General features: G+C 49.0%; 23 protein-coding genes and 1 pseudogene. 10 read left to right on the top strand and 14 right to left on the bottom strand.

Annotated features, from left to right (window positions below; translation table 11 throughout):
• The first annotated feature begins 41 nt into the window (after nt 1-41).
• The gene (locus ACWA5Z_RS03720; RefSeq protein WP_431053983.1) at nt 42-692 is read left to right on the top strand and encodes a bifunctional 4-hydroxy-2-oxoglutarate aldolase/2-dehydro-3-deoxy-phosphogluconate aldolase; all 651 of its coding nucleotides are present in this window, start codon (nt 42-44) and stop codon (nt 690-692) included.
• A 92-nt stretch (nt 693-784) separates the two neighbouring features.
• On the opposite strand, the gene ACWA5Z_RS03725 is transcribed toward ACWA5Z_RS03720, so the two are convergent.
• Nucleotides 785-1,042, bottom strand: a complete 258-nt coding sequence (locus tag ACWA5Z_RS03725; protein WP_431053984.1) for a type II toxin-antitoxin system RelE/ParE family toxin — start codon at nt 1,040-1,042, stop codon at nt 785-787.
• Nucleotides 1,043-1,045: 3 nt separating this feature from the next.
• Nucleotides 1,046-1,198 carry a hypothetical protein gene (locus ACWA5Z_RS03730; RefSeq protein WP_431053985.1) on the bottom strand — a complete coding sequence of 51 codons (153 nt, stop codon included), beginning with the start codon at nt 1,196-1,198 and terminating at the stop codon, nt 1,046-1,048.
• Between the two features lie 198 nt (nt 1,199-1,396).
• Between ACWA5Z_RS03730 and ubiA the strand changes: the two genes are divergently transcribed.
• Nucleotides 1,397-2,263: a 4-hydroxybenzoate octaprenyltransferase gene (ubiA, locus tag ACWA5Z_RS03735; protein WP_431053986.1), complete on the top strand. Its 867-nt coding sequence runs from the start codon at nt 1,397-1,399 to the stop codon at nt 2,261-2,263.
• 55 nt (nt 2,264-2,318) lie between these two features.
• Here ubiA and rpoH read toward each other — a convergent pair whose 3' ends face one another.
• Nucleotides 2,319-3,161 (bottom strand): RNA polymerase sigma factor RpoH, encoded by an 843-nt coding sequence (rpoH, locus tag ACWA5Z_RS03740; protein WP_431053987.1) that lies wholly within the window; start codon nt 3,159-3,161, stop codon nt 2,319-2,321.
• Between the two features lie 202 nt (nt 3,162-3,363).
• On the bottom strand, nt 3,364-4,212 hold the full coding sequence (locus ACWA5Z_RS03745; protein WP_431053988.1) for a LysR family transcriptional regulator: 849 nt from the start codon (nt 4,210-4,212) through the stop codon (nt 3,364-3,366).
• A 121-nt stretch (nt 4,213-4,333) separates the two neighbouring features.
• Between ACWA5Z_RS03745 and ACWA5Z_RS03750 the strand changes: the two genes are divergently transcribed.
• The gene (locus ACWA5Z_RS03750) at nt 4,334-4,951 is read left to right on the top strand and encodes a LysE family translocator (RefSeq protein ID WP_431053989.1); all 618 of its coding nucleotides are present in this window, start codon (nt 4,334-4,336) and stop codon (nt 4,949-4,951) included.
• 254 nt (nt 4,952-5,205) lie between these two features.
• Here the strand turns inward: ACWA5Z_RS03750 and ACWA5Z_RS03755 are convergent, their stop codons facing one another.
• Together ACWA5Z_RS03755 and asd are read right to left on the bottom strand one after the other, a co-directional pair.
• Entirely contained in the window at nt 5,206-6,153 is a 948-nt protein-coding gene (locus tag ACWA5Z_RS03755; protein WP_431053990.1) for an alpha/beta fold hydrolase, read from the bottom strand.
• A gap of 126 nt (nt 6,154-6,279) precedes the next feature.
• Nucleotides 6,280-7,389, bottom strand: a complete 1,110-nt coding sequence (gene asd / locus ACWA5Z_RS03760) for an aspartate-semialdehyde dehydrogenase (protein ID WP_431053991.1) — start codon at nt 7,387-7,389, stop codon at nt 6,280-6,282.
• A 173-nt stretch (nt 7,390-7,562) separates the two neighbouring features.
• Here asd and ACWA5Z_RS03765 point away from each other — a divergent pair, with 173 nt between their 5' ends.
• Together ACWA5Z_RS03765 and ytfE are read left to right on the top strand one after the other, a co-directional pair.
• Nucleotides 7,563-8,312, top strand: coding sequence for an SDR family NAD(P)-dependent oxidoreductase (locus tag ACWA5Z_RS03765; RefSeq protein WP_431053992.1), 750 nt, complete (start codon nt 7,563-7,565; stop codon nt 8,310-8,312).
• Between the two features lie 170 nt (nt 8,313-8,482).
• A complete protein-coding gene (gene ytfE, locus ACWA5Z_RS03770; protein WP_431053993.1) occupies nt 8,483-9,154 on the top strand; it encodes an iron-sulfur cluster repair protein YtfE in 672 nt (223 codons plus the stop codon).
• Between the two features lie 370 nt (nt 9,155-9,524).
• On the opposite strand, the gene ACWA5Z_RS03775 is transcribed toward ytfE, so the two are convergent.
• The 8 genes and pseudogenes from ACWA5Z_RS03775 to ACWA5Z_RS03810 form a co-directional block, all read right to left on the bottom strand.
• The gene (locus ACWA5Z_RS03775; RefSeq protein ID WP_431054279.1) at nt 9,525-9,872 is read right to left on the bottom strand and encodes a transposase; all 348 of its coding nucleotides are present in this window, start codon (nt 9,870-9,872) and stop codon (nt 9,525-9,527) included.
• 132 nt (nt 9,873-10,004) lie between these two features.
• Nucleotides 10,005-10,511, bottom strand: coding sequence for a GNAT family N-acetyltransferase (locus tag ACWA5Z_RS03780; RefSeq protein ID WP_431053994.1), 507 nt, complete (start codon nt 10,509-10,511; stop codon nt 10,005-10,007).
• A 12-nt stretch (nt 10,512-10,523) separates the two neighbouring features.
• Entirely contained in the window at nt 10,524-12,227 is a 1,704-nt protein-coding gene (gene narQ, locus ACWA5Z_RS03785) for a nitrate/nitrite two-component system sensor histidine kinase NarQ (protein ID WP_431053995.1), read from the bottom strand.
• Nucleotides 12,228-12,414: 187 nt separating this feature from the next.
• On the bottom strand, nt 12,415-14,118 hold the full coding sequence (locus ACWA5Z_RS03790) for a hypothetical protein (RefSeq protein WP_431053996.1): 1,704 nt from the start codon (nt 14,116-14,118) through the stop codon (nt 12,415-12,417).
• 16 nt (nt 14,119-14,134) lie between these two features.
• Nucleotides 14,135-14,506 (bottom strand): DUF488 domain-containing protein, encoded by a 372-nt coding sequence (locus ACWA5Z_RS03795; protein WP_431053997.1) that lies wholly within the window; start codon nt 14,504-14,506, stop codon nt 14,135-14,137.
• 131 nt (nt 14,507-14,637) lie between these two features.
• A complete protein-coding gene (locus tag ACWA5Z_RS03800; protein WP_431053998.1) occupies nt 14,638-15,498 on the bottom strand; it encodes a DmsC/YnfH family molybdoenzyme membrane anchor subunit in 861 nt (286 codons plus the stop codon).
• A gap of 1 nt (nt 15,499) precedes the next feature.
• Entirely contained in the window at nt 15,500-16,117 is a 618-nt protein-coding gene (locus ACWA5Z_RS03805) for a DMSO/selenate family reductase complex B subunit (RefSeq protein WP_431053999.1), read from the bottom strand.
• Between the two features lie 10 nt (nt 16,118-16,127).
• A pseudogene (locus ACWA5Z_RS03810) lies at nt 16,128-18,444 on the bottom strand (DMSO/selenate family reductase complex A subunit).
• A gap of 254 nt (nt 18,445-18,698) precedes the next feature.
• On the opposite strand from ACWA5Z_RS03810, the gene dmsD reads away from it, so the two are divergent.
• The 5 genes from dmsD to glpC all read left to right on the top strand — a co-directional run bounded on the left by dmsD (nt 18,699) and on the right by glpC (nt 24,222).
• On the top strand, nt 18,699-19,316 hold the full coding sequence (gene dmsD / locus ACWA5Z_RS03815; RefSeq protein ID WP_431054280.1) for a Tat proofreading chaperone DmsD: 618 nt from the start codon (nt 18,699-18,701) through the stop codon (nt 19,314-19,316).
• A 10-nt stretch (nt 19,317-19,326) separates the two neighbouring features.
• Complete coding sequence (gene napF, locus ACWA5Z_RS03820; protein ID WP_431054000.1) at nt 19,327-19,890, top strand: ferredoxin-type protein NapF; 564 nt, start codon at nt 19,327-19,329, stop codon at nt 19,888-19,890.
• A gap of 138 nt (nt 19,891-20,028) precedes the next feature.
• A complete protein-coding gene (gene glpA / locus ACWA5Z_RS03825) occupies nt 20,029-21,696 on the top strand; it encodes an anaerobic glycerol-3-phosphate dehydrogenase subunit A (RefSeq protein ID WP_431054001.1) in 1,668 nt (555 codons plus the stop codon).
• Nucleotides 21,686-22,966: a glycerol-3-phosphate dehydrogenase subunit GlpB gene (gene glpB, locus ACWA5Z_RS03830; protein WP_431054002.1), complete on the top strand. Its 1,281-nt coding sequence runs from the start codon at nt 21,686-21,688 to the stop codon at nt 22,964-22,966. The genes glpA and glpB overlap by 11 nt, the downstream gene beginning before the upstream one ends.
• On the top strand, nt 22,963-24,222 hold the full coding sequence (gene glpC, locus ACWA5Z_RS03835; RefSeq protein WP_431054003.1) for an anaerobic glycerol-3-phosphate dehydrogenase subunit GlpC: 1,260 nt from the start codon (nt 22,963-22,965) through the stop codon (nt 24,220-24,222). Before glpB ends, glpC begins: the two co-directional genes overlap by 4 nt.
• The last annotated feature ends 41 nt before the right edge of the window (nt 24,223-24,263 follow it).

Here is a 24,263-nt window from a genome sequence, read left to right on the forward strand (position 1 = left end):
TCTCTAATTAGAGATCATTATTAACAAAAGGAAATAGTATTATGTCATGGAAACTCCAACCTAGTGCGGTTTTCGCCGCGTCACCGCTGGTGCCGGTGATGGTAATCAAAAATTTGGACGACGCGCTGCCGATGGCGCAGGCGTTGTTGGACGGCGGGATCAATGTGTTTGAAATCACGCTGCGCAGTGCAGTTGCACTTGATGCAATCAAGCTGATTAGCGAGGCTATGCCGCAAGCATTGGTCGGCGCGGGAACCGTGATTTCACCGCAACAATATGATTCGGCGGTGGCGGCCGGTGCGAAATTTGTGATTTCGCCGGGGGCGACGGTGTCGTTGCTGAAACACGCGTTGCAAGGCGAGGCGCCGTTAATGCCGGGAACATCAACCCCGTCGGAAATGATGACCGCACTTGAGTTGGGTTATGATCACCTCAAATTCTTCCCGGCGGAAGCCAACGGCGGTGCGCCGGCGCTGAAAGCGATTTCCGCACCGTTGCCGCAGCTGACATTCTGCCCGACCGGCGGCATTAGCCCGAAAAACGTTGCCGACTATGTCGCCTTGGATTGCGTCGCCACCGTCGGCGGCTCGTGGATTCTGCCGAATGAGGCGATTGCCGCCGGAAATTGGCAACAAGTCACGCGCTTAACCCAAGAAGCAGTGAGTTTTATTCGCGGCTTAAGAAAGTCATAATTGGACAAAAAAGCCGCAATCTGTGAGGATTTGCGGCTTATTTGGCTGTATTGCTTAAATTTGAGGATATTGTTGTTTCGCCAATGCGATATTCAAAATATGTAATTCATCTTCTTTACTGTTTTCAACGATCCGATACACAATTCGGTATGTACCACCGCGCGGAAATAACTCTCGGACCCCTCGACAATGCCAACCACGCCCATTAACGGCTGGGTTAGCGCAAGTTCGATGGTTTTGTAAATCTCCGTGGTTATTTTCTCCGCACTTTCAATACTGACATAACTGGCAATATTATAATAAATCGTTAAAAAATCGTCTTTGGCATGTTCAGAAATAACTAATCGCATGGGTTACGCCGTTTTCTTAAACACTTTATCGGTATAATGTTTACGTGCCAGATTCACCACTTCGTCCCAAGTGTATTTTTTGCCGCCTTGATCCAAATTATCGATACTTTTTTGTACTTTTTCAGTCAACCATTTTTCATATTCTTTATTCATCATCTGCCCCGATAATCAATGAACGTTGCTGAAATTATAGTCTATCTGCCCAGTGCTGACAACGCATTCATATTAGGTTATCACCGCCGGCAGCACCGATAACGCTATGCCAGCCTACCTGTTTTGAGGTAAGATAACACCATCTTTTATCATTCTTTTTTAAGACCAGTATACGGTCTAACCGTACTACGATTGTGTAACATGTCGAATTTATTTATCCGAAAACTGCCGGCTTATGCCCGTTTAATGCGTCTCGACCGTCCGATTGGCACTTTATTATTGCTGTGGCCGACCTTGTGGGCGTTATTTTTGGCGGCGGACGGCGTGCCGGACTACCGCACTTTGCTGATTTTTCTGTGCGGCGTAGTCTTAATGCGGGCGGCAGGCTGTGTGATCAACGATTATGCCGATCGCCACATTGACGGCAGCGTCAAGCGCACTGCCCATCGTCCGCTTGCCACCGGTGAAGTGAATGAGAAAGAGGCGAAAATCCTGTTTTTTATTCTGACCGCACTTTCCTTTTTATTGGTGCTGAATCTGAATGGTTACGCCATTTTACTGTCGTTTATTGCGGTCAGCTTGGCATTTGTCTATCCGTTTATGAAACGCTACACCCATTTGCCGCAATTTGTGTTGGGTGCGGCGTTCGGTTGGTCGATTCCGATGGCATATGCCGCCGTGAGCGGGCAATTGCCGTTGATTTGTTGGTTGCTGTTTGCCGCCAATTTACTCTGGACGGTGGCGTATGACACCCAATATGCGATGGTGGATCGCGACGATGATCTGCGGATCGGCGTCAAATCCACTGCGATTTTATTCGCACAATTTGATAATAAAATCATTGCGTTACTGCAATTTATCGCATTGGTGCTGTTTATTGCGATCGGCTATCTGTCAAATTTACACCCGGCTTATTATGCCGCCCTTGCCGTCACCGCACTTTGCTTTGTCTATCAATGCAAACTGACGCGCGAGCGCACGCGGGAAGAGTGTTTCAAGGCGTTTCTCAATAACAACTACTTTGGCATGGGGATTTTTATTGCGTTGTTATTGGGGATTTTTCTATAACGCAGGCAACAAAAAAGCCTGTCACATCAGACAGGCTTTTCACGCTTTCAATCGTTTAAAAATCAACGGCGACTTTTAATTTTTTCAGCGCGTTGTTTTCCAACTGGCGCACGCGTTCGGCGGAAATATTGTATTTCGCCGCCAAATCCTGCAACGTGGCTTTATTGTCATCCAACCAACGGGAGCGGATAATATCCAAGCTGCGCTCGTCCAAACTGTCCAAGGCTTCGTTCAGCTGTTCGGTGGCTTGGCTTTCGTAGTTTTCTTGTTCCAATTCCAGGGCGAAATCAGAGCTTTTATCTTCTAAATATAACGCCGGGCTGTAAGTCTCTTCCGCGTCGTCGCTCGGCAGGTCGAACGCCATATCCTGCCCGGTCATGCGCGATTCCATCTCTTTCACGTCATCAACCGACACGCCCAATTCATCGGCAACCATTGCCACTTCATTTTCATTAAACCAACCGAAACGCTGTTTGGTTTTACGCAGGTTGAAGAACAGTTTGCGTTGCGCTTTGGTGGTCGCAACTTTGACAATCCGCCAGTTGCGCAGCACATATTCGTGAATTTCGGCCTTGACCCAATGCACCGCAAACGAGACTAAGCGCACGCCCACTTCCGGATTGAAACGGCGCACCGCTTTCATCAGCCCGATATTGCCTTCCTGAATCAAATCCGCTTGTGGCAAGCCGTAGCCGGAATAACCGCGCGCAACATGGATCACAAAACGCAGATGGGACAGAATCAATTCTTTTGCCGCGTCCAAATCCTGTTGGTAATACAAACGCTCCGCCAACGCCTTCTCTTCCTCTGCGGTCAGCATCGGATATTGGTTGGCGGCACGGATATAGCTTTCCAAGTTGCCTTGAGGAACAAGCATCATTTGCATTTCTTTCGTCATCGCATTCCTTCTTTGTTTATTCAGTTAATCACTTGTCTTGCTGTGCGTTGTTGCACGACCTGCTTATGATAAACGAGGCGTTAGTTATAGCACAAATTACGCCGAGTTCAAAATTCCAGACCGCACTTGCTGTTTCAGACCAGTTGTTTGGTAAAAAATTAGACTAAATTGTCAGCAAATAGTTCAATAAAGATTGAAAAATTCAACGATTGTTGAGCATTTCCGCCTTTAGCCAATGCAACAAAACCGCACTTTTGCCTTGAGCCAATGGCGTTTGCGACAGCAGATAATATGCCGAACCGTCGCCGATAAAGCCGTGCGGCGCGTGTAAAATACCTTGTTCGATTTCGGCTTCGACCATAAAACGTGAAGCAATCGCCGCGCCCATGCCGGCAATCGCGGCTTGAATCGAGAGGTAAAAATGCTCGAAATAGCTGTCCTCTTGCCATTCATTAAGCGCGAAACCGCTGAGCCTTTGCCAATCCTGCCACGCCTGCGGACGGGTGTGGGTGTGCAAACGGCGATGTTGTTTGACTTGCAAATGCTGTACCAAACCCATTTGCTCATCGGCAATTTTTTTCGCATACAGCGATTTCGCCCACTGGAAATCGTTACGCCGAATTGCCAAATCAATCGCTTGCCGCTCAAAATCGACTGCACCGCCGGCGGCCAAAATCACCGGATTTAAGCCGGTTTGCTGTTGCAGCGCACTAATACGCGGAATCAGCCATTTCATCGCCAAAGTCGGTTCGCACGAGATCACCAAATCCTGTTGCTGGCGGGTTTTGATCTGCTTAACCGCACTTTCCAGCTCGGAAAACGCCGTTTGGCAATGCTGATACAACATCCGTCCGTTGTGCGACAACAGCAGATTGCGCCTCTGTTTCAGCAGCAGCGGCTCGCTGAAATGGTGTTGCAACAGCTTCAACTGTTTGCTGACTGCGCCATGAGTCACGTGCAACTGTAATGCCGCCGCACTCAAACTACCGCACTTGGCGACAAAATAGAAATATTTAAGCGCGTTCAACGGCAGCTTGGCTATCTGTTCCAAAATCTCACACCTTAATGACAATATTTCGATTTTCTTCTGTTAAAAATCAGGCAAAATATAAACAAAAAACAACAAACCCTATTTTTCAATCTTAATCTAAACGGAAATTATCTCAACCATTATGCACGAACTTCTTGCGGTGATCACCATCACCATTCTCGCCGTCATCAGCCCCGGCGGCGATTTCGCCATGACCACGCGCAACAGTTATTTATACGGCAAACGTGCCGGTATCATCACTGCCATCGGCATTGCAAGTGCGGTTTGGGTGCATGTCGGCTACACCTTGTTAGGCGTGAGTGTATTGTTGTTGCAATCGCCCAGCCTGTTTCATCTGGTGAAAACCTTGGGCGCGTTGTATTTGATTTATATCGGCTTTTCCACCTTTCGCCACCGTCCGGCTGCGTTTAATCTAGAAAGTGAAAGTGCGGTGCTCAGCGATCAACAGGCGTTTAAAAACGGCTTTATCACCAATGCCCTCAACCCGAAAACCACGCTGTTTGTGCTCAGCACCTTCACCCAAATCGTCAATCCCAATACGCCGTTGTGGGTGCAGATTAGTTACGGGGCGTTTATGTCATTGGCGCATTTGCTTTGGTTCGGCTTGGTGGCGGTGCTGCTCTCAGCCCCGACGATTCGCCAACGTTTGCTACAACGGCAAGTGATTGTTAATCGGGTGATCGGGGTGATTTTATGCTTGTTGGGATTGATGTTGTTACTGTCATCGGCGAGAAATTAATACAAAGTGCGGTCAAACCGCACTTCAGGCTAATGACAAAGTCTTTTTCTCTAATCATTTCCCTCCCCCCGTATACGGAGGGAGGTGTCCGAAGGACGGAGGGAGGCATAAAGAATGTTAAAAATGAATATGTTACATTTTCATATTCCCCTCCCTCCCATTTTTCTTGCGAAAAATAGTACTCCCTCCGCATGCGGAGGGAGAGAAGTCAGTTTGTCAGCAATCTCAAGTGCGGTTTAAACCGCACTTTGGAATTAATCTGTTAAAAACGCCGCAATCTTATCAAACGCCGCTTGGCGAATCGCGTCGCGTTCAAACAGAATTTCGTGTTTGGCGTTTTTCACCACTTCATGCTGCAAGCGGCTAAATAATTTGGCGTACTTTTCAATTTGCTGATTCGAGACGATCAGCTCTTTTTCCGCTTGCAGCACCAGCACCGGGATTTTAATCTTGCTGATCGCACGCGGTAATTTTTTAAACTGGATAATGCACTGATGTACCCAGCGAAAGGTCGGCCCGCCCAAATGCACTTCCGGATAACGGCGGTTAATCCGGTTCATCCATTTCATGCGGGTCTTGCAAAAACTGAGATCGTTATTGTCCGGATTGACCGGTTGATAGGCGGTTCTGCCGAAAATATAACGTTGATCCTGTCCGAGCAGCACCATGATATTCACCACCAGTTGTTCCCAAAACGGGTTTTTCAGTGGTAGCGCAAACAGCGGCGCACTCAAAACCAATTTGTCGATCTGATGCGGATATTTAGCCAGATACAGGGTTGCAATTAATGCCCCCATCGAGTGCCCCAGCACCAACTGCCGTTGATAGGCATGGCGCTGGTTGACTTGGTGAATCGCCGCGTCCATATCGTCCAAATAATACTCAAACCGATCAATATAGCCTTTGTCCGGATCGGGCAGCAGCCGTTGCGAATAGCCTTGTCCGCGGTGATCGAAACTCAGCACGTCAAAACCGAGCTGATAAAAATCATAAGCGATTTCCGACCATTTTAATAAATTCGCACTGCGACCGCTGACCAAAATCATCAAGTTACGCGGAATAGATTCCGTCGCCGGGTGTTCAAAAAAACGGTACGCGATTCTACAGCCGCGCTGCCCGTCAAAATATTGCAGCGGAAACTGTTCGACAAAGGGTTTCAAGGTTCTTAAAGCAAACTGCCCAAAGTGCGGTTCTCGTTCCATTTGATGACCTGTCGTATTAGCAAAAAGATAAGGCGGGAGTTCCCGCCTTAGGGTATTTTTCTCTCCCTCCGCGTGCGGAGGGAGTACCATTTTTCACTAGAAAAATGGGGTAGGGAGGGAAACGATTTACGCCACCAATTGACGCAAAATGCGACGCAACGGTTCAGCCGCGCCCCATAACAGCTGATCGCCGACGGTGAATGCCGCCAGATATTCAGGCCCCATATTCAGTTTGCGCAAACGTCCGACCGGAACGCTCAAGGTGCCGGTGACTTTGGTCGGGGTCAGCTCGCGCAGGGTACTTTCTTTGTCGTTCGGAATCACTTTCACCCACTCGTTATGCGAGGCTAACAGTTGTTCGATTTCCGTCAACGGCAGAGCTTTTTTCATTTTAATGGTGAACGCCTGACTGTGGCAACGCAGCGCACCGATACGCACGCACAAGCCGTCGATTGGAATCGGGCTGTCGGATAAACCGAGGATTTTATTGGTTTCGGCATAGCCTTTCCACTCTTCTTTGGTTTGTCCGCTGTCGAGTAATTTGTCGATCCATGGAATCAAACTGCCCGCCAACGGCGCACCAAAGTTTTCAATCGGCAAATCGCCGCGCATTTTGTCGGCAACCGCTCTTTCAATCGCTAAAATCGACGAAGCCGGGTTGTCCAAATCGGTTTTCACCACATCGCGCAATTCGCCCATTTGCACCAGCAATTCACGCATATTTTTCGCGCCGGCGCCGCTCGCGGCTTGGTAAGTGGCAACCGAAACCCATTCCACCAAATCTTTTTCAAACAAACCGCCCAATGCCATCAACATCAAGCTGACAGTGCAGTTGCCGCCGACGTAGGTTTTCACGCCTTTCGCCAAACCGTCGCGGATGACGTGTTGGTTGACAGGATCCAACACGATAATCGCGTCTTTTTCCATACGCAGGGTAGAAGCGGCGTCGATCCAATAACCGTTCCAACCTGCCGCACGCAGTTTCGGATAGACTTCATTGGTGTAATCACCGCCTTGGCAGGTGACGATAATATCCAGCGCTTTCAATTCGTCAATGTTAAAGGCGTCTTTCAACACGCCACTGTCCTTGCCGCCGAAGCTCGGTGCTTTTTGTCCGGCTTGGGAGGTGGTGAAAAAGACCGGGTTAAGCAAGGCGAAATCTTGCTCTTGTTGCATACGATCCATTAAAACCGAACCGACCATTCCGCGCCAACCGATAAAACCTACGTTTTGCATATTGTTTCCTTATTTTTTTGATGTTGTGTTTTAATTTTCTACTCTAATTAATTACAACATCACTTCAATAAAAGCAACTCTTTTAGCAAAAATTTTTACCGTGCCAATGGACAGCAAGCCGCTTTTTGTTATAGTAAAAATCATTACGCATGCAAATAGCAGAGGGGGTAACCATGTTAGCTTTAATTACCGGCGCCAGTGCCGGCTTTGGTGCGGCAACCGCACGTTTATTGGTGCAACACGGACATCGGGTGATCATCAGCGCCCGTCGGCAAGATCGTTTACAGGCATTGCAACAGGAGCTGGGCGACAATTGTCTGGCGCTGGCATTTGATGTCTGCGATCCGGCGGCGGTGCAAACCGCACTTCACAGTTTGCCGCCGCAATGGCAAGAAATTGATTTATTGGTGAATAATGCCGGTTTGGCGCTCGGTGTTGCCGCCGCACAGAACAGCCGCTTGCAAGATTGGCAGCAGATGATCGCCACCAATATCGGCGGTTTAACCACCTTGACCCACGCCATTCTGCCCGGCATGGTGGCGCGCAACCGCGGGCACATTATCAATCTCGGCTCGATTGCCGGCGATTATCCCTATCCGGGCGGCAATGTGTACGGCGCGACCAAAGCCTTCGTCAAACAATTCAGCCTCAACTTGCGCGCCGATTTGGTCGGCACGGCGGTGCGGGTCAGCAATGTCGAACCGGGTTTATGCGGTGGCACCGAGTTTTCCAACGTGCGTTTCTATGGTGACGGCACCAAAGCCGAAGCCTTATACGCCAATGTGGATTATCTGACCCCTGACGATATTGCCGCCACCATTGTTTGGATTGCCGAGCAACCGTCACACGTCAATATCAACCGGATTGAAATCATGCCGGTAGCGCAAGCGCCTGCCGGCTTAACCGTGAAGAAAAAAGTTTAAATCCTTCTGACCGCACTTTGCCATTTTGATAACGCAAAGTGCGGTATTGCCTACCTCGTTTCAGGTATTCGATTTGATATAGATCAAAAGATGAATTAAAAATACGGCTTTTATCGTCAAAATACCTTACTATTTAACTCAACTTTTATCCTAACGAATACGAGGAAATTATGTCATTTCAAGATAAAAAACTGAGCGAATTGGCGATTGCCATTCCGGGCGCCACCAAACTGTTGCGCGAATATGATTTGGATTTTTGCTGCGGCGGCGCCAACACGCTTGGCTTTGCGGCAAACGTGAAAAATCTGGATTTGGCGGCGATTGAAAGCCGTTTAGCCGAACTGGCAGCGCGGCAAGACCTCGGGCAGGAGCAGGATTGGACGCAAACCGCTTACCCGGAAATTATCGCCCATATCATCGCCCGCTATCATGATCGCCACCGCGAACAGCTGCCGGAGCTGATTGCGATGGCGGAAAAAGTGGAAAACGTGCACGGTGATCGCGCCGATTGCCCGATGGGCGCGTCGGCGGTATTAAAAGAGATTTATGCCGAACTGAGCCATCATATGCAAAAAGAAGAACAGATTCTGTTCCCGATGATCCAAGCCGGGCAATATGCGATGGCAAGAATGCCGATCAAAGTGATGGAGCATGAACACGACGACGCCGGACAACAAGTGGAAGTGCTGAAATCCCTGACCGACAACGTCACCCCTCCGACGGACGCGTGCAACACTTGGCGCGCGCTCTACAGCGGCATTAACGAGTTTATCGACGATTTAATGCACCATATTCATCTGGAAAACAATATTTTGTTTCCAAGAGTGGTGAATGAGGGGTAATTGTTATTCGGCAACACTTGACCCATGCCCTCGAAAGAGGGCATTATTACCTTTAATTCATTAGAGGAATATGTCATGAGAATAACAGACGAAAAAAGCCCTGCTGTCTGCTCACGGATTAGATGACCAACTCTTTAATGATGATGTCTATGATTCCATCGTCATGTCATTAATCAATGCGCATTTGTCTCAACTTGAAGATATTGCCGATCTGCGCGCGCATAGAGAAGATGTCAAAAATGGTACGGTGGAATATACCACTATGGACGAACTCGAACGGGAGTATGGGGTATGACGGGCAGCAAAACGTTATATACACTGTGTTGCCGACAAAACGTTTCAAAAAATCATTAAAACGGATTGACCGTAGTCAAGTCCCTAAAATCTTAGCCGCATTGAAAGATGAAGACTTTAGACCCTCCCCGAAAACACACTGCAGCGTTAAAATCCTACGCGGTGAACTAGGCGCTTGAAGTCGGGCAGTATAGTATTTTCCTTTTTCATCAGGATGAATAGTTCTTAGAGAACAATGATATTTATCGACAAGTTGTTTATAAGTCTGTTTTCCAAGCGTGTAATCAAGCCAAATTTTATTGGAATTCAACTTATTTTTTAGGGTGAATGTTTTATTGCACGTCAGGCATTTATAGCGTTGAATATGGTGATAAGTGCCATATTTCTGAATAGTTGATTTTGAGCAAAAAGGACAATTTTTTATTCATATTTCAAAAAAGTGGGTTAAAGCCAGTGACTATAAGGCGTTAACCTACTTTTTACCAACAATTTTGTCTTGTATATCCCAACTCACTTATAATAATGAAGCATATTATTTACAGCTACTATGCCTATTTCATTCCGTTTGGTAACCCAACAACAGCAACGTTTCTTTATGCTGCTGCATATCGGCGATATTCGGCAGTTCGCCCCATTGCTGAAAACCGCACTTTTGCAGCACGCCGACGCTGGCGGGGTTGCCTTTGAACACAAAGGCGAGCAGAGTGGAATAATGCAGCGGTTGCATTTGCTGTTGTAAAAAACGTACCACTTGCGTGCCAATTCCTTTGCCCTTGGCTTGGTTATCCAGATAAAAACTGGCTTCGGCGGTGATATCGTATGCCGGTCGCCCGTAAAACGGCGACAAGCTTGCCCAACCGATCAGCTGATCTTGCGTATTTCGCACCGCCCAAATCGGGTGGCGCACGCTATTGCGGTGAAAGTCAAACCACGCTTGCCGGTCGGCAACCGATATCGGGGCTAAATCGGAGGTGATACGGCGGCTGGCGATAGTTTGGTTATAAATCGCCACGATTTGCGCCAAATCTTGCGCTTGGGCTTTTTCAATCCGAATGGTTGTCATGTGTAATCCTTGTTATTCCACGTCGTCCGCCAACAATAAACTGACTTCGGTGCCGCCGCTGGCACGACGCGCAATGGTCAAATGCGCATTCAACTCTTGCGCTCGCTCCTGCATGATATTCAAGCCGTAGTGCCCACTTGGTTCCGCCAGTGATGGAATGCCGACACCGTTATCGCGAATAATCACGGTGTTTTCGCCGTTGTCGTTACTGCGCGCAATCACTTCAATCAGCGTGGCGTGGGCGTGTTTAATGCTGTTCAGCACCGCCTCACGCACAATTTGCAGTAAATGAATCTGTTGTTGCGCGTTTAGCAATTGCGACGGTAACGCACAATCCAGCGTGATTTGCGCTTCGGAACGGGATTGCAGCGAATCGATCACCTCCTGCAAGGCAAGTTTCAAGTTCGACTCGCTGACGGTCAAACGGAAAGTCGCCAACAGCTCGCGCAGTTGGGTATAACCGTCGGCAAGTGCGGTTTCAAATTGGTGCAGAATATTCAAACTTTTCGCCGCCCGCTCCTCGCTCAGTTCCTGCAAAATACTGCGGCGTAGCAACGTCAACTGGATTTGCAGATATGCCAACACTTGTGCCAAGGAATCATGCAATTCACGCGCAATAATCGAGCGTTCCTGCATTAAAATTAAGTGTTGTCGCTGGCGCAACAGCTGATAGGAATGCAATGCCCGCCCCAACATCTGCGCAATATTTTCAATCGTACGCAGGTCAGGATAGGCTGCGCTGCGCTGCCAATTCAGGCTACCCAGATTCTGATCGTTAATCGTAATCCGCGTGGTTTGCCAGTTTGTTGCGCTATCTTCTTTGCCCACTTCCAGATTAAACATCTCGTTCCCATTCGCCACCAAGCGCACGACTTGCAAGCGTTCGTTTTGTTGCAACAATTTCAGCACGGTGGTCAGATTTTCACGGGTGATTTCATGCAGCGTCAGCTGTTGTGAGGAATAATACAGCATGGATAAAGTGCGGTTAATTTGGGTCAGACTACGGGTTTTCTGACTAACTTGTTCCTCAAGCGAAAGGTAGAGTTTTTGCAGCTGTGCCGCCATTTGGGTGAAACCGCGTGACAGCTCGCCCAGCTCGTTATCGCTGTCAATATCCAGTTCAATGTGCTGAAACTGGCTGTTCTGCACCTGCCGACTGGCGGTGGCCAAGCGCTGCAACGGCGCCACTACTTTTTTACGGCTGTAGCTCAACAGATAACCGCCCAATACCAACATCAGCAGCAAACTGAACAGGTTAGTATAAATCGCAAAACGGATACGCTGCTCGGAAAACTGTTGCAGCACCGACACGAAATTGTCGACTTGATCGACATAGGATTCCAAATTCTGCTGATACAATCCTGCCTCCCCCTGTCGCAAATAACCCGCCATCACCTGCCAACTTGCCAGCAAAGTGCGGTAGGCATTCTGCACCGAATCCGGCACATAAAACCGCTCCAAATTCATCAGTGTCGGCGTCTGCAAACTGGCTTGATAAGTCTGAATCCCATGCGTCAGCAACTCCGGCTGGTACTGCATTTCATACAGCAAACGGTAGCTCTGCATCCGCAGCGAACCGGACACATTGATCATCTCGGCATCGGAATGGTTGCTGATCATAATCAGCGTGGTCACGCACACCGACAAACCGGACAACATGATAATCATCACCAAATAATACGCCAAACGCGACGTTACGGATTTTTTGATTTGCATGACAAAACTCCTTGAGGGGGATTGGGGTATTATAGGAGGTAATCTGAATAAAAACAAAAAACCCTTAAATCAAAACATTTAAGGAGAACTTGGTGTGAAATAGGTTGATCAAATATTTTGTCATAAAAATCTGCACCCTAGTCAGTTGGTTTTGCAGTCTAACTTTTGGGGTGCAGATTACTGAATATTACTGCAACACCGATTCTAAATGAGCTCCGGCAAAGACATAGCCTAACGTCTTATCGTAACGCAGGGAAAACCGAGAAAATAGCAGCAGGAAATTCTCGCCTTGCAGCAGCAAAAACTGATCGTTAAGCGGTTGCAATTCTTGCTTAGGATATTGGGTTTTCAATGCAAAGCCGTTTTTTAGCAAAATTTGATTGATAAACCCGTTTAAATCGACTTCAAAATGGATCCCGTGTTCTGCAAATCGGTAGCGATATTTCGCCTCTGCCACTGTGTCGCTATCGAGCGAGTAATCGACACTCAGCATTGTTTGGTAAGGGTGTTTTAAGGTTATCACCCTGACATTTTCACGGTGATAAAAGTGTAGCGTTTGTATTACGTTCGGCGCAATTTGGGGTGTATCTTCACTCGCACCGGCTAATTCAGGAAAATGTTGCCCGTAACGCGCATTTATCTGTCCACGCCGTGCATAGATCCAATTTAAATTGCGCGCCTGAGTGGATAAATTATGATAATCCTGTCGTTGCTGCTCGGAAAAACCGGCTTGTGCGGCGGTGTCGGGCAGCGCTTTGATTTTGCCCTGAGCATCCAATAAATCGAATTGCTGTAACTGCCGATCAAACCTTGCCAATTGGTTGTCGAAGGCGATTTCCTTCGGATTCAACACCCAGCCGAGCAAAATAATCGTCAGCGCAATCAAGCTGGCAAAAGTGCGGTGTTGACCGTTGAATGTGCGCAAGGATAACGCAATAAACAGTGAAATTAACACCGTCAAGGCAAGCAGATAAACCCGCACTTCGGTCAGTCCGTAGGCGCTCAACCGTTGATACACCGCAAACCACAACAGCGCCAAAGGCAGTAAGGCAATCCAGCCGAAGATATGGTAAAAACCTTGCCATTTTGGCGAGGTTTGCAGCAGTTGTACGCTTTTTAACGCGAGTCCGAGCAACAAATACGGCAACACTATATAGCTGATTTGCCCCTGTGGCATTTCACCCAGCAGGACAATGCGTGCGCTGTAGAGATACAGCAGCAGACTATAAATGATGAGTGTCGGCGAAAGTACGAAATTCAACAACAGTTGCCCGAAATGCCCTAGCTCGACTTGTTCCGTGTCCTTATTCTGCTCAAATAGCAAAAAGAACAGTGGGAAGATACTGAAATAAGTAAATGGCAGTATTCGCTGAAGTATGCGGTCAAACGGCAGATCCAGATTAAACAGCAATTCAACACTGCCCAGTAATGCAAAAAACAGCAGCAACCCGATCGCGTTAATCAGCCAGGCTTTGGCAATATTCAGTGCCGTTTGCAGAAAACGGGTGATAAAAGTGCGGTTTTCCTGTGCCCAACCGCGCGCCAGTAAACACAGCAATAACAGCAGTTGCAACGCCGCAAACCGGCGATCCTCCAGATAATCCTCCAATATCAACCCGTTATTCAGCTGCCAAAACAGCACTAACGGCACCATCACCGCCGTCAGCCAATAAGCGATTTTATAGCGATGGAGTAAATAACTCAGGGCGAAAAACGCCGGTGCAAACAGCCAATAGCGCAACAAATCTCCGCCTTTAACGTCAAAAAGATCAAAAAACAGAAATGGTAGGGAAAACAGCACCATCCACAGCATTTCCAGCGGATATTTTTTCGCCAGCGGCCATATTTGCGCAAGCAAATCGGTCAAACGGGTTTTGAGTTTTAATATCATCTTGTTAATTTAATTCCTAGTGATTCGGAAGTTCGATTTTGCCTTGCAGCACCGCCTGCAACACCGGCAAATGGCTGTGTTCAATCGCTTTGGCGGCGGTCAATAACGTCAGGCGGTCGTGCTGTGCGTGCAATTGGCGCAACTGCTGTAAATCCGCCTGCACCGCCTCGGCACTCAATTCATGGTAATAACGCCGACAAAATTCGTCATAATGCGCAAGCGGATCTTGGTGCAGCCATTGGCGCAGTTCGTTGGAGGGTGTGACCGACTTCAGCCACAACACTCCGTCTAACCGCACTTTGGCAATTCCGCGCGGCCACAACCGATCTGCCAATACGGCTGGAAAATCATTATCGTCAAAGGTATACACTCGTTTTAACTGATACATAATTTACTCCATTTTGTGTGATTGATTGCTACAGCATATACTGCACTTGGATAAAAATCCATGTTAAGCACGTATAAAAAAGCAACTTATCCGCGAAAGGACAAATTGCCTGCTAAGCGACGGGCGATTAATCAGCCGGCGATCGCCGTGCCGACGGTCATATGCAAACCGTAAAACAGGGTTCGACCGATCAATTCGGCAACGAAAACCAACAGTACACTGGCACAGAGTGACAAACTAGGTAAGCTGTTTTGAGCACGGCGACTGTAAAACAGTAGCCCGATACCGGCGAACAGCAACACTAGACGCAATATCATTAAATTGGCGTAATCCGGCACTAATGTTGAGGCTTTTTGCGCAGAGGTTTGGATGCCGGCCAAACTGGTTGCTTGCAACACCACTAAACATACGGCAAGCAGTAGTGCCAATCCCAAAATGCCGGGAACCCAGCGCAATTGAGCGGCTTCAACACCGGCAAAACGCAGCAAGGCATAACCGAGAGTAAAGCCGGCCAAAAGTGCGGTCAGCAGGAATGACGCCGGGGTCGAAATGCTGTTCCAAGTCGGTACGGTGCTGATTAAGTAAACCGTACTCATCACGTAGAGAAAAATACCGCCGCTGACGATCAACAAAAACAGCCAAAGTTTGTTTAATGCCGCCAGCATTTTATCCAGCAACTGTAACAGCCAATATACGCCGGCAAGAATGAAAAACAGCGCACCGGCAGCGATCTCGTTACTAAGTGCCGAGCTGCCGATTCGGTTCAATGAATTAAAGGCGCGCAGCGGTGAACCTAAATGTAGAATTGAAGCGGCGAAACCTAATCCCAACAGGATTAACGGCAACAGTAGCAATAATACGACTTTGCGTTGTCGCAGCGGTTCATCGGCTTTCAACAATAGCCATAATGCCATTAGAATGATCGCACCGACCGCACTTTGCGCCAGCACGGTAAACAGCACCAGCGGTAATTCATGTAATCCGGCATTCATGTTACACCTCCCTCGGGTTGGCTAAAAATCCACTGGTATCGCCGCTCGGGCGCGCATTTTTATTCGGTTTGATCACCAAATTCGGCGCAGTATAATGTTCCGCCGGTAGCGGTGCTAAAGCCGCCAACTCGCCGTATTTTGTACGCAGCTCGCTGATCGGCGCAAAATCCAATGCCCGCAGCGGGCACGATTCGACACAAATCGGTTTTTCACCGGCTTTCACCCGTGAATAGCAACCGTCGCATTTTGTCATATGTCCCTTGGCTTCGCTGTATTGCGGCGCATCGTATGGACACGCCATATGGCAATAGCGGCAGCCGATACACAGTTCCTCATCGACAATGACAAACCCATCTGCATTTTTGTGCATTGCCCCGCTCGGACATACCTTGACGCACGCCGGATCTTCGCAGTGATTGCAGGAAATCGACAAATAATACGAAAAGACATTCTGCTGCCAACAGTTGCCGTTTGCCAGCCAATCGCCGCCGGCATATTCGTAAATCCGGCGATAATTCACATCCACCGGCAAATCCTTGTAATCCTTACACGCCAGTTCGCAGGTTTTGCAGCCGGTGCAGCGATCCGAATCGATGTAAAAACCATATTGTTCCGTCATAATCTGCTCCTTACACTTTCTCAATCTGTACTAAGTTGGAATGCTGCGGATTCCCTTTCGCCAACGGCGACGGGCGCTGGGTGGTGAGGACGTTGATACTGCCGTTATGATCTATTTTATCGCCCCACATATTTGCCCTGTGCCAAGCGCCCTGCCCCATACCCAGTACGCCGGGCATAATTCTTGGCGTCACTTTCGCTTCAATTCGGGTTTCGCCGATTTCGTTGAAGATTCTGACCAAATCCCCACTTTGAATATTTCGCGATTTGGCATCAAGCGGATTAATCCATACTTCTTGCGGACAGGCACTTTCCAACACATCAATATTGCCATAGCTGGAATGGGTGCGGGATTTATAATGGAAACCGACAAGTTGTAACGGGAATTGTCCGTTTTGCGCCTCGATATGGCTATAAAATCCCGGGTGGTAGATCGGCAGAGGATCGATCACTTCATCCTCTTTTAAATCCCAACTAGCCGCAATTTCGGCTAAGCGGGCGGAATAAATTTCGATTTTTCCGGACGGTGTGCTTAACGGATTTGCTTTTGGATCGTCCCTGAAATCCTTATAGGCGACCAGATGACCCTTCGGATCTTTTTTCTTGAAAATTCCCATTGCTTTCAGGGCGTCGTATGTCGGCAGATCGGTATCCATTTCTCGCATTTCGGCATATAAATGTTGCAGCCATTGTTCCTGAGTCCTTCCCTCGCTAAATTTGTCATATACTTCGTCACCAAGGCGTTTAGCTATGTCGCATAGAATTTGATAAATCGGGCGTCGCTCGAATTTAGGCGCTGTCGCCGCTTGTCCGAAAATCAGGTAACCCATATTACCGGCAGAATCATTCGGGATAATATCTTCCTGTTCTGTCGTCATCAGATCCGGTAATAAAATATCGGCATATTTGGCAGAGGAGGTCATGAAATTATCAATGACCACAATCATCTCGCATTTGCTCTCGTCTTGTAAGATTTTATGTGTACGGTTTATGTCGGAATGCTGATTGATAATGGTATTGCCCGCATAATTCCACAGGAATTTAATTGGCACATCCAACTTGTCTTTGCCCTGAATCCCGTCTTTTACCGCCGTCATTTCGGTTCCACGTTCAATGGCATCTGTCCACATGAACACTGGGATTTTGGTTTGTACAGGGTTGGTTAACACTGGAAACCGCTTAATCGTGATGGTATAAGTGCTTTCTCTAGCACCGGAATTTCCCCCGCTAATACCAACATTACCGGTTAAAATCGGTAACATCGCAATCGCACGGGCAGCAAGTTCACCGTTAGATTGGCGTTGTGGTCCCCAGCCTTGACTGATATAACAAGGTTTGGTGCTACCGATTTCTCTGGCGAGTTTAATGATTTTATCGGCAGGAATGCCGGTGATATCTGCTGCCCATATCGGCGTTTTGACAATGGCGTCATCTCCTTGCCCCAAAATATACGCTTTGTAGTGTCCATTTGTCGGTGCACCGGCAGGTAAAGTTTTTTCATCATAACCGACACAGTATTTATCTAAAAAATCTTGATCAACCAGATTTTCAGTAATTAATACGTATGCAATACCGGAGACCAATGCGGCGTCGGTACCGGGACGAATCGGAATCCATTCATCCTCCCGTCCGCCTGCGGTGTCGGTGTAGCGCGGATCAATCACAATTAACTTGGCATTGGAACGTTCTCTTGCCTGCTCCAAATGGTAAGTGATTCCAGCGCCGCTCATACGGGTTTCCGCCGGATTATTGCCAAAATAAACGACTAACTTTGAATTGACAATATCGGAGGTGCTGTTACCGACATTTGAACCGTAGGTAAACGGCATTGCCCTGGCAATTTGCGCCGTACTGTAGGTGCCGTATTGGTTCAGAAAACCGCCGTAGCAATTCATTAGACGCGCCATTGCCGAGGCAAAAGCGGAAGAGCGGGTAATATTTCCGCCGACAATGCCGGAACAATAATTAAGGTAAACCGCTTCGTTACCGTAATCTTTCACAATCCGCTTCAGACCGTCGGCAACGGTATCGAGCGCTTCTTCCCAACTAATCCGTTTAAATTTGCCCTCGCCCCGTTTCCCGACCCGTTTCAACCCAAACAACTTCGTCTTGTTTTACGTGCATCCGTAATGCGCAACGGCTACCGCAGTTAACTGAGCACATACTCCAAACCACTTTTTCCGCTTGCTCTTCTGGTGCGGTATTGGTTTTAGCCCTCACTGAAAAAGGTAAGGATACACCTGCAGCAATACCGGTTAATCCGACATGTTTCAATAAAGTTCTTCTTTCGATATCATAATTAATGACATCTTTCACTAGACTATCCATAACAAGTCCCTCCGAATGACTACACTGCTTTCATTAGAACAAAAAGAAATGGGCAAAAAGATGATTAATATCAATCGGAGTGCGTATAAAAACAGGGATCTGCCTAAAATTGATTAGTGTCAAGGCGAAAAAATGAGAACAATTTTAATTTATTGAAGAATTGATTTTTAATACCGAATTTGTGCTACTGTACCGCACTTTGCCGAAGTATGGTACAGTAGCGCAATATTTCCAGAGCCAAGATGATAAAGATGATGAATCCACCATTAACTTCCATTTCCCAATTCGGGCGAATTTTAGGTTCGCTGTTTTATGCTTCGCCGCAACAAGCGCAAAATCAGGCGTTATTGCCGTTATTTGCCGATCCGCAATGGCAGGCGAGCTGTGATTTTTTATCGGCGGAACAGCTTGATGTAATCCAAGTGCGGTTGAGCGAAGGTTTGGCGCAGGGCGCTGCAGCCTTGGAGGCGGATTTTCAGGCGCTGTTTATCGGGCCTGACGCGCTGCCGGCGCCGCAATGGGGATCGGTTTATTTGGATAAAGAAGCGGTGATTTTCGGCAGTTCGTTGTTAGAATTGCGCGGTTTTATGCGTATGCATGGGATTGTGTTGGAATTGGCACAAAACGAACCGGAAGACCATTTCGGCTTGATGTTGCTGATGGCGGCGTGGTTGGCGGAAAATCAACCTGAACAGTTAAACGAATTTTTGCAACAGCACCTGCTCACTTGGTCGGGGCGTTTCCTCAAATTACTGACCGCCGAACAAAACCGCCCGTTCTATTGCGGCTTAGGCTTGTTGGCGCAAGCTTTATTGGCGCATTGGCAGCAACAGTTACAGCTGCAAATCCCCGAAGTGCGGTTATATCGTTAATGATTTGATTATGGCTGAAAAAAACGAACGCTACTATCAGGCATACCTGCAACATAACCGCATTTCACGCCGTGGTTTGTTGCGCGGGATTTTCAATGCCGGACAGAAAGCGCAGCAGCAAATCAGCCAAACGCTGTATCAGCGCGCGGCAACACGCCCGCCGCAAGCGGTTGCCGAGCCGTTGTTTATGCAACACTGCACCGGTTGCGGCGATTGCGTTGCCGCCTGCCCTTACGGCTTAATCCAACTTCAGAATCAAAAAGCGGTGCTGCAAATCGATTACTCTGCCTGCGACCATTGCGGCAAATGCACAGACCGTTGCCAAACCGGCGCACTTAGCGGCGAAGTGCGGTCTGACACTGAGCTGCGACCGCACTTTCACCGCCTTTGTCTGCAACAACAGGGGCGAAGCTGTCAGTTTTGCCGTACCGCCTGTGCGCCGAATGCGATCCGCTTTGACGCCGACAGCAAAAAAATGTTGTTGGACAACGAACGTTGCAACGGTTGCGGCGAATGCAAAATCAGTTGTCCTTCCCATTATATTGAACTCAAGCGGTGTGATTTAAGCGCATAAAAATCGCTAAACTGTGATCAAGCCCTTACTTTTAATGTTTGTTATCGAACATTTTATGGCGAAAACTCACGACATGACCTACAATATCCCTAATTTATTTTTTCGTATTCGAATTTATTTAGTGTGGGGAACAGATTGATGGCGGAATCATTTTCTTCTCGTGTACAAAGTGATGTGATTATTATCGGCGGCGGTGCGACCGGCGCTGGGATTGCGCGCGATTGCCGTTTGCGCGGGCTAAGTGCGGTTTTGCTTGAGCGGCGTGATATTGCCACCGGCGCAACCGGACGCAATCACGGACTGTTGCACAGCGGTGGACGCTATGCGGTCAACGATCCGGAATCGGCGAAAGAGTGTATTGACGAGAATAATATTCTAAAACGAATCGCCAAACACTGTATTGACGATTGCAAAGGGTTGTTTATCACCCTGCCGGAGGACGATTTAGCCTTCCAAAAACCGTTTTTGCAAGCCTGTCAGCAAGCAGGGATTGATGCGGTGCAAATCGAACCGGCATTGGCGCGCCGTTTAGAGCCGTCGGTCAATCCCGATTTGATCGGCGCGGTGGTGGTGCCGGACGGCAGTATCGACCCGTTTCGTCTGACTTCCGCCAATATGTTGGACGCAAAAGAGCGCGGGGCGCAGGTGTTCACTTACTGTGAAGTTCAACAGCTGATTCGCGAAGGCAGCCGAGTGATCGGCGTGCGCGCTTATGATCATAAGCATAAACAACGGCGGGAATTTTTTGCGCCGGTGGTGATTAACGCCGCCGGGATTTGGGGGCAGGGCATTGCCGAATATGCGGATCTGAAAATCAAAATGTTCCCGGCGAAAGGCGCGTTGCTGATTATGGGACATCGCCTCAATCAAATGGTGATCAACCGCTGCCGCAAACCGGCGGATGCCGATATTTTGGTGCCGGGCGATACTATCAGTGTGATCGGCACTACTTCCAGCCGCATTCCATACGATCAAATCGACAATATGCAGGTCACGCCGCAAGAGGTGGATTTGCTGATTCAGGAAGGCGAAAAACTGGCGCCAAGCCTGCGTCACACGCGGGTGTTGCGCGCCTATGCCGGGGTGCGCCCGTTGGTGGCGAGCGATGATGATCCGTCCGGGCGTAATGTCAGCCGCGGTATTGTGTTACTCGACCATGCCGAACGCGACGGTTTGGAGGGCTTTATCACCATCACCGGCGGCAAATTGATTACTTATCGCTTAATGGCGGAATGGGCGACGGATCTTGCCTGTCAGAAATTGAACAAAACCGCACTTTGCACCACCGCCGATATACCGCTGCCCGGTTCAAACGAAAGTGCGGTCGAAACCCACCAAAAAGTGATTTCGTTACCGACTCCGTTGCGGGTTTCGGCGGTGTATCGCCACGGTTCGCGCGCCACCGAATTATTGGAAAAAGAACGTTTGGATCGCAGTTTGATTTGCGAATGCGAAGCCGTTACCGCCGGCGAAGTGCGCTATGCGGTGGACGAGCTGAAAGTGAATAATCTGGTCGATTTGCGCCGTCGCACCCGGGTTGGCATGGGCACGTGTCAGGGCGAACTGTGCGCCTGTCGCGCCGCCGGCTTAATGGCGCGGTTTAAGGTCGCCAATGCGCAGCAATCCACCACGCAGCTTGCCGCTTTTATGGAAGAGCGCTGGCGCGGGATTGAGCCGATTGCGTGGGGCGACGCCTTGCGCGAGGCGGAGTTTACCTCATGGGTATATTACGGTTTATTGGGCTTGAACGAGGTGCCGCAAGCCGGACAACAACAGTTACAGGGAACGGATAAAAATGAAGTTTGATAACATTATTATCGGTGGCGGTTTGGCGGGGCTGATTTGCGGGATCCGTCTGCAACAAGGCGGGCGGCGCTGTGTGATCGTCAGTAACGGGCAAAGTGCGCTCGATTTCTCCTCCGGCTCGTTGGATCTGCTGGGGCAAGCGGAAAATGGTGCGCCAATCGATGATCTGGCGCAGGGTTTGGCGCAATTGGCGCGGCAACAACCGCAACATCCTTATAGCCTGCTCGGGCAAGATGTGGTGCTACAGAAAGCGGCGGAATTTGAAGGTTTGGCAACGGCGCTGCAACTCAATCTGAAACAGGGCAGGGCGCACAATCACTTGCGTTTAACGCCGTTGGGCTCCTTGCGTCCGACTTGGCTGTCGCCGCGCAGCGTGCCGACTTTTGCAATCGAGAACGGCGTCTTATCCGCTAAAAAAGTGGCGGTGTTGGGGATCGAGGGATTTAACGATTTTCAGCCGCAACTGTTGTGTGAAAACCTGCGCCGGCTACCGCACTTTGCGCAGTGGCAGCTCAGTTTCGGCTATCTGCACATTCCCGAACTGGATCATCTGCGTACCGACGCACGCGAATTCCGCAGCATTAATATTTCGCAGGCATTGGAACATAAACTCAATTTCGACCAATTGGTGGCGGAACTGAAAAACGCCGCCGACGGTGCCGATACGGTGTTTTTACCGGCGTGTTTTGGTTTGGATAACGATGGTTTCCTGCAACAGCTGCAACAGGCGAGCGGCATTCATCTGTTTGAACTGCCGACCCTGCCGCCATCGCTGCTCGGCATTCGTCAGCACCGCGTATTGGAAAAAGCGTTTGAGCAGGCGGGCGGGTTGATGATGAAAGGCGACAGCGTATTGCGCGCTGATATGGCAGAAAACCGCGTGACCGCACTTTATACCCGTTTGAACGAAGAGGTCGCCTTGCGCGCCGAACAGTATGTGTTGGCGAGCGGCAGTTTTTTCAGTAACGGCTTGGTGGCAAGTTTTAATCAGGTGCGCGAACCGATTTTTAATCTGGATCTGTTTAGTGCCCCGAACCGCCACCAGTGGACGCATGCGCGCTTTGCGCACCCGCAGCCGTATCAACAATTCGGGGTGAAAATCAATGCCGATTGTCAGGCACAAAAACAGGGTGTAAGCCTAGAGAATTTATATGCGATCGGTGCGGTGGTCGGCGGTTATGACGCCATTCATCAAGGTTGCGGTAGCGGAGTGGCGGTGGTGACCGCACTTTATGTTGCGGATCGGATCCTGCAAGGAGGCAAGCGATGAATTTACAACAACTGATTCAACAAGCGGAGCAGATCCAACAACAGGCGCATATCGATAACAGTTTTGAAAGTTGTATCAAGTGCACCGCCTGTACTGCAGTGTGCCCGGTGTCGCGCAATAATCCGTTCTATCCCGGTCCGAAACAGTCAGGCCCGGACGGCGAGCGCTTGCGCCTGAAAAGTGCCGAATTTTATGACGAAGCCTTGAAATATTGCACCAACTGCAAACGCTGCGAAGTTGCCTGTCCGTCCGATGTCAAAATCGGCGATATTATCGTGCGCGCACGCAACCGTTACGGGCAGGGCAAAGATAAATCGGCGGTACAAAAACTGCGCGACGCGGTGCTGAGCAACACCGATATTATGGGGTCGCTGTCGTCGCCGTTTGCGCCGGTGGTGAATGCGGTCACCAGCCTGAAAGCGACCCGTTTTTTACTGGATAAAACCTTGAAAGTCGCCAAACAGCGCAGCCTGCCGAAATATTCGTTCGGCACGTTCCGCCAATGGTACGGCAAAGTGGCGGCGCAGCAACAGCAGTATGCGGAAAAAGTGGGTTATTATCACGGCTGCTACGTGAATTACAACAACCCGGCCTTAGGCAAAGAGCTGATCGAGGTGTTTAATGCGATGAATATCGGCGTGGTGCTGTTGGAAAAAGAGAAATGCTGCGGCGTGCCGCTGATGGTGAACGGTTTTCCTGAACGCGCCAAAAAACAGGGCGAATTTAATATTCAACAATTAGAACAAGCGGTTACTGAGCGCAAATTGGATATTGTCGGCACCTCCTCGACCTGCACCTTAACCTTGCGTGATGAATATCAGCATATTTTGGGTTTGGATAACCACAAAGTGCGGTCGCATATCCAGTTGGTCACCCGTTACCTCTATACCTTATTGGAACAAGGCAAAACCCTGCCGCTGAAACCAATGCCGCTGCGGGTGGCGTATCACACCGCCTGTCATATGGAAAAGAGCGGTTGGGTGCCTTATACCATCGAAGTGTTGCGCAAAATTCCGCAACTGGAAATCGTGATGTTGAACTCGCAATGTTGCGGTATCGCCGGCACTTACGGCTTTAAATCGGAAAACTACGACACAGCGCAAGCGATCGGTAAAGGGCTGTTTGAACAGATCGAACAGGGCGGTTTTGATTACGTGATTTCCGACTGCGAAACCTGCAAATGGCAGATCGATATGTCCACCACCCGCCAATGTTTGCACCCGATCACCTTACTGAGTATGGCGCTGGAGAAGTAGCTGCGATTGGGCTATACTCAAACCACTTTTGCATAGCGAAT

Source organism: Testudinibacter sp. P80/BLE/0925 (assembly GCF_053570785.1).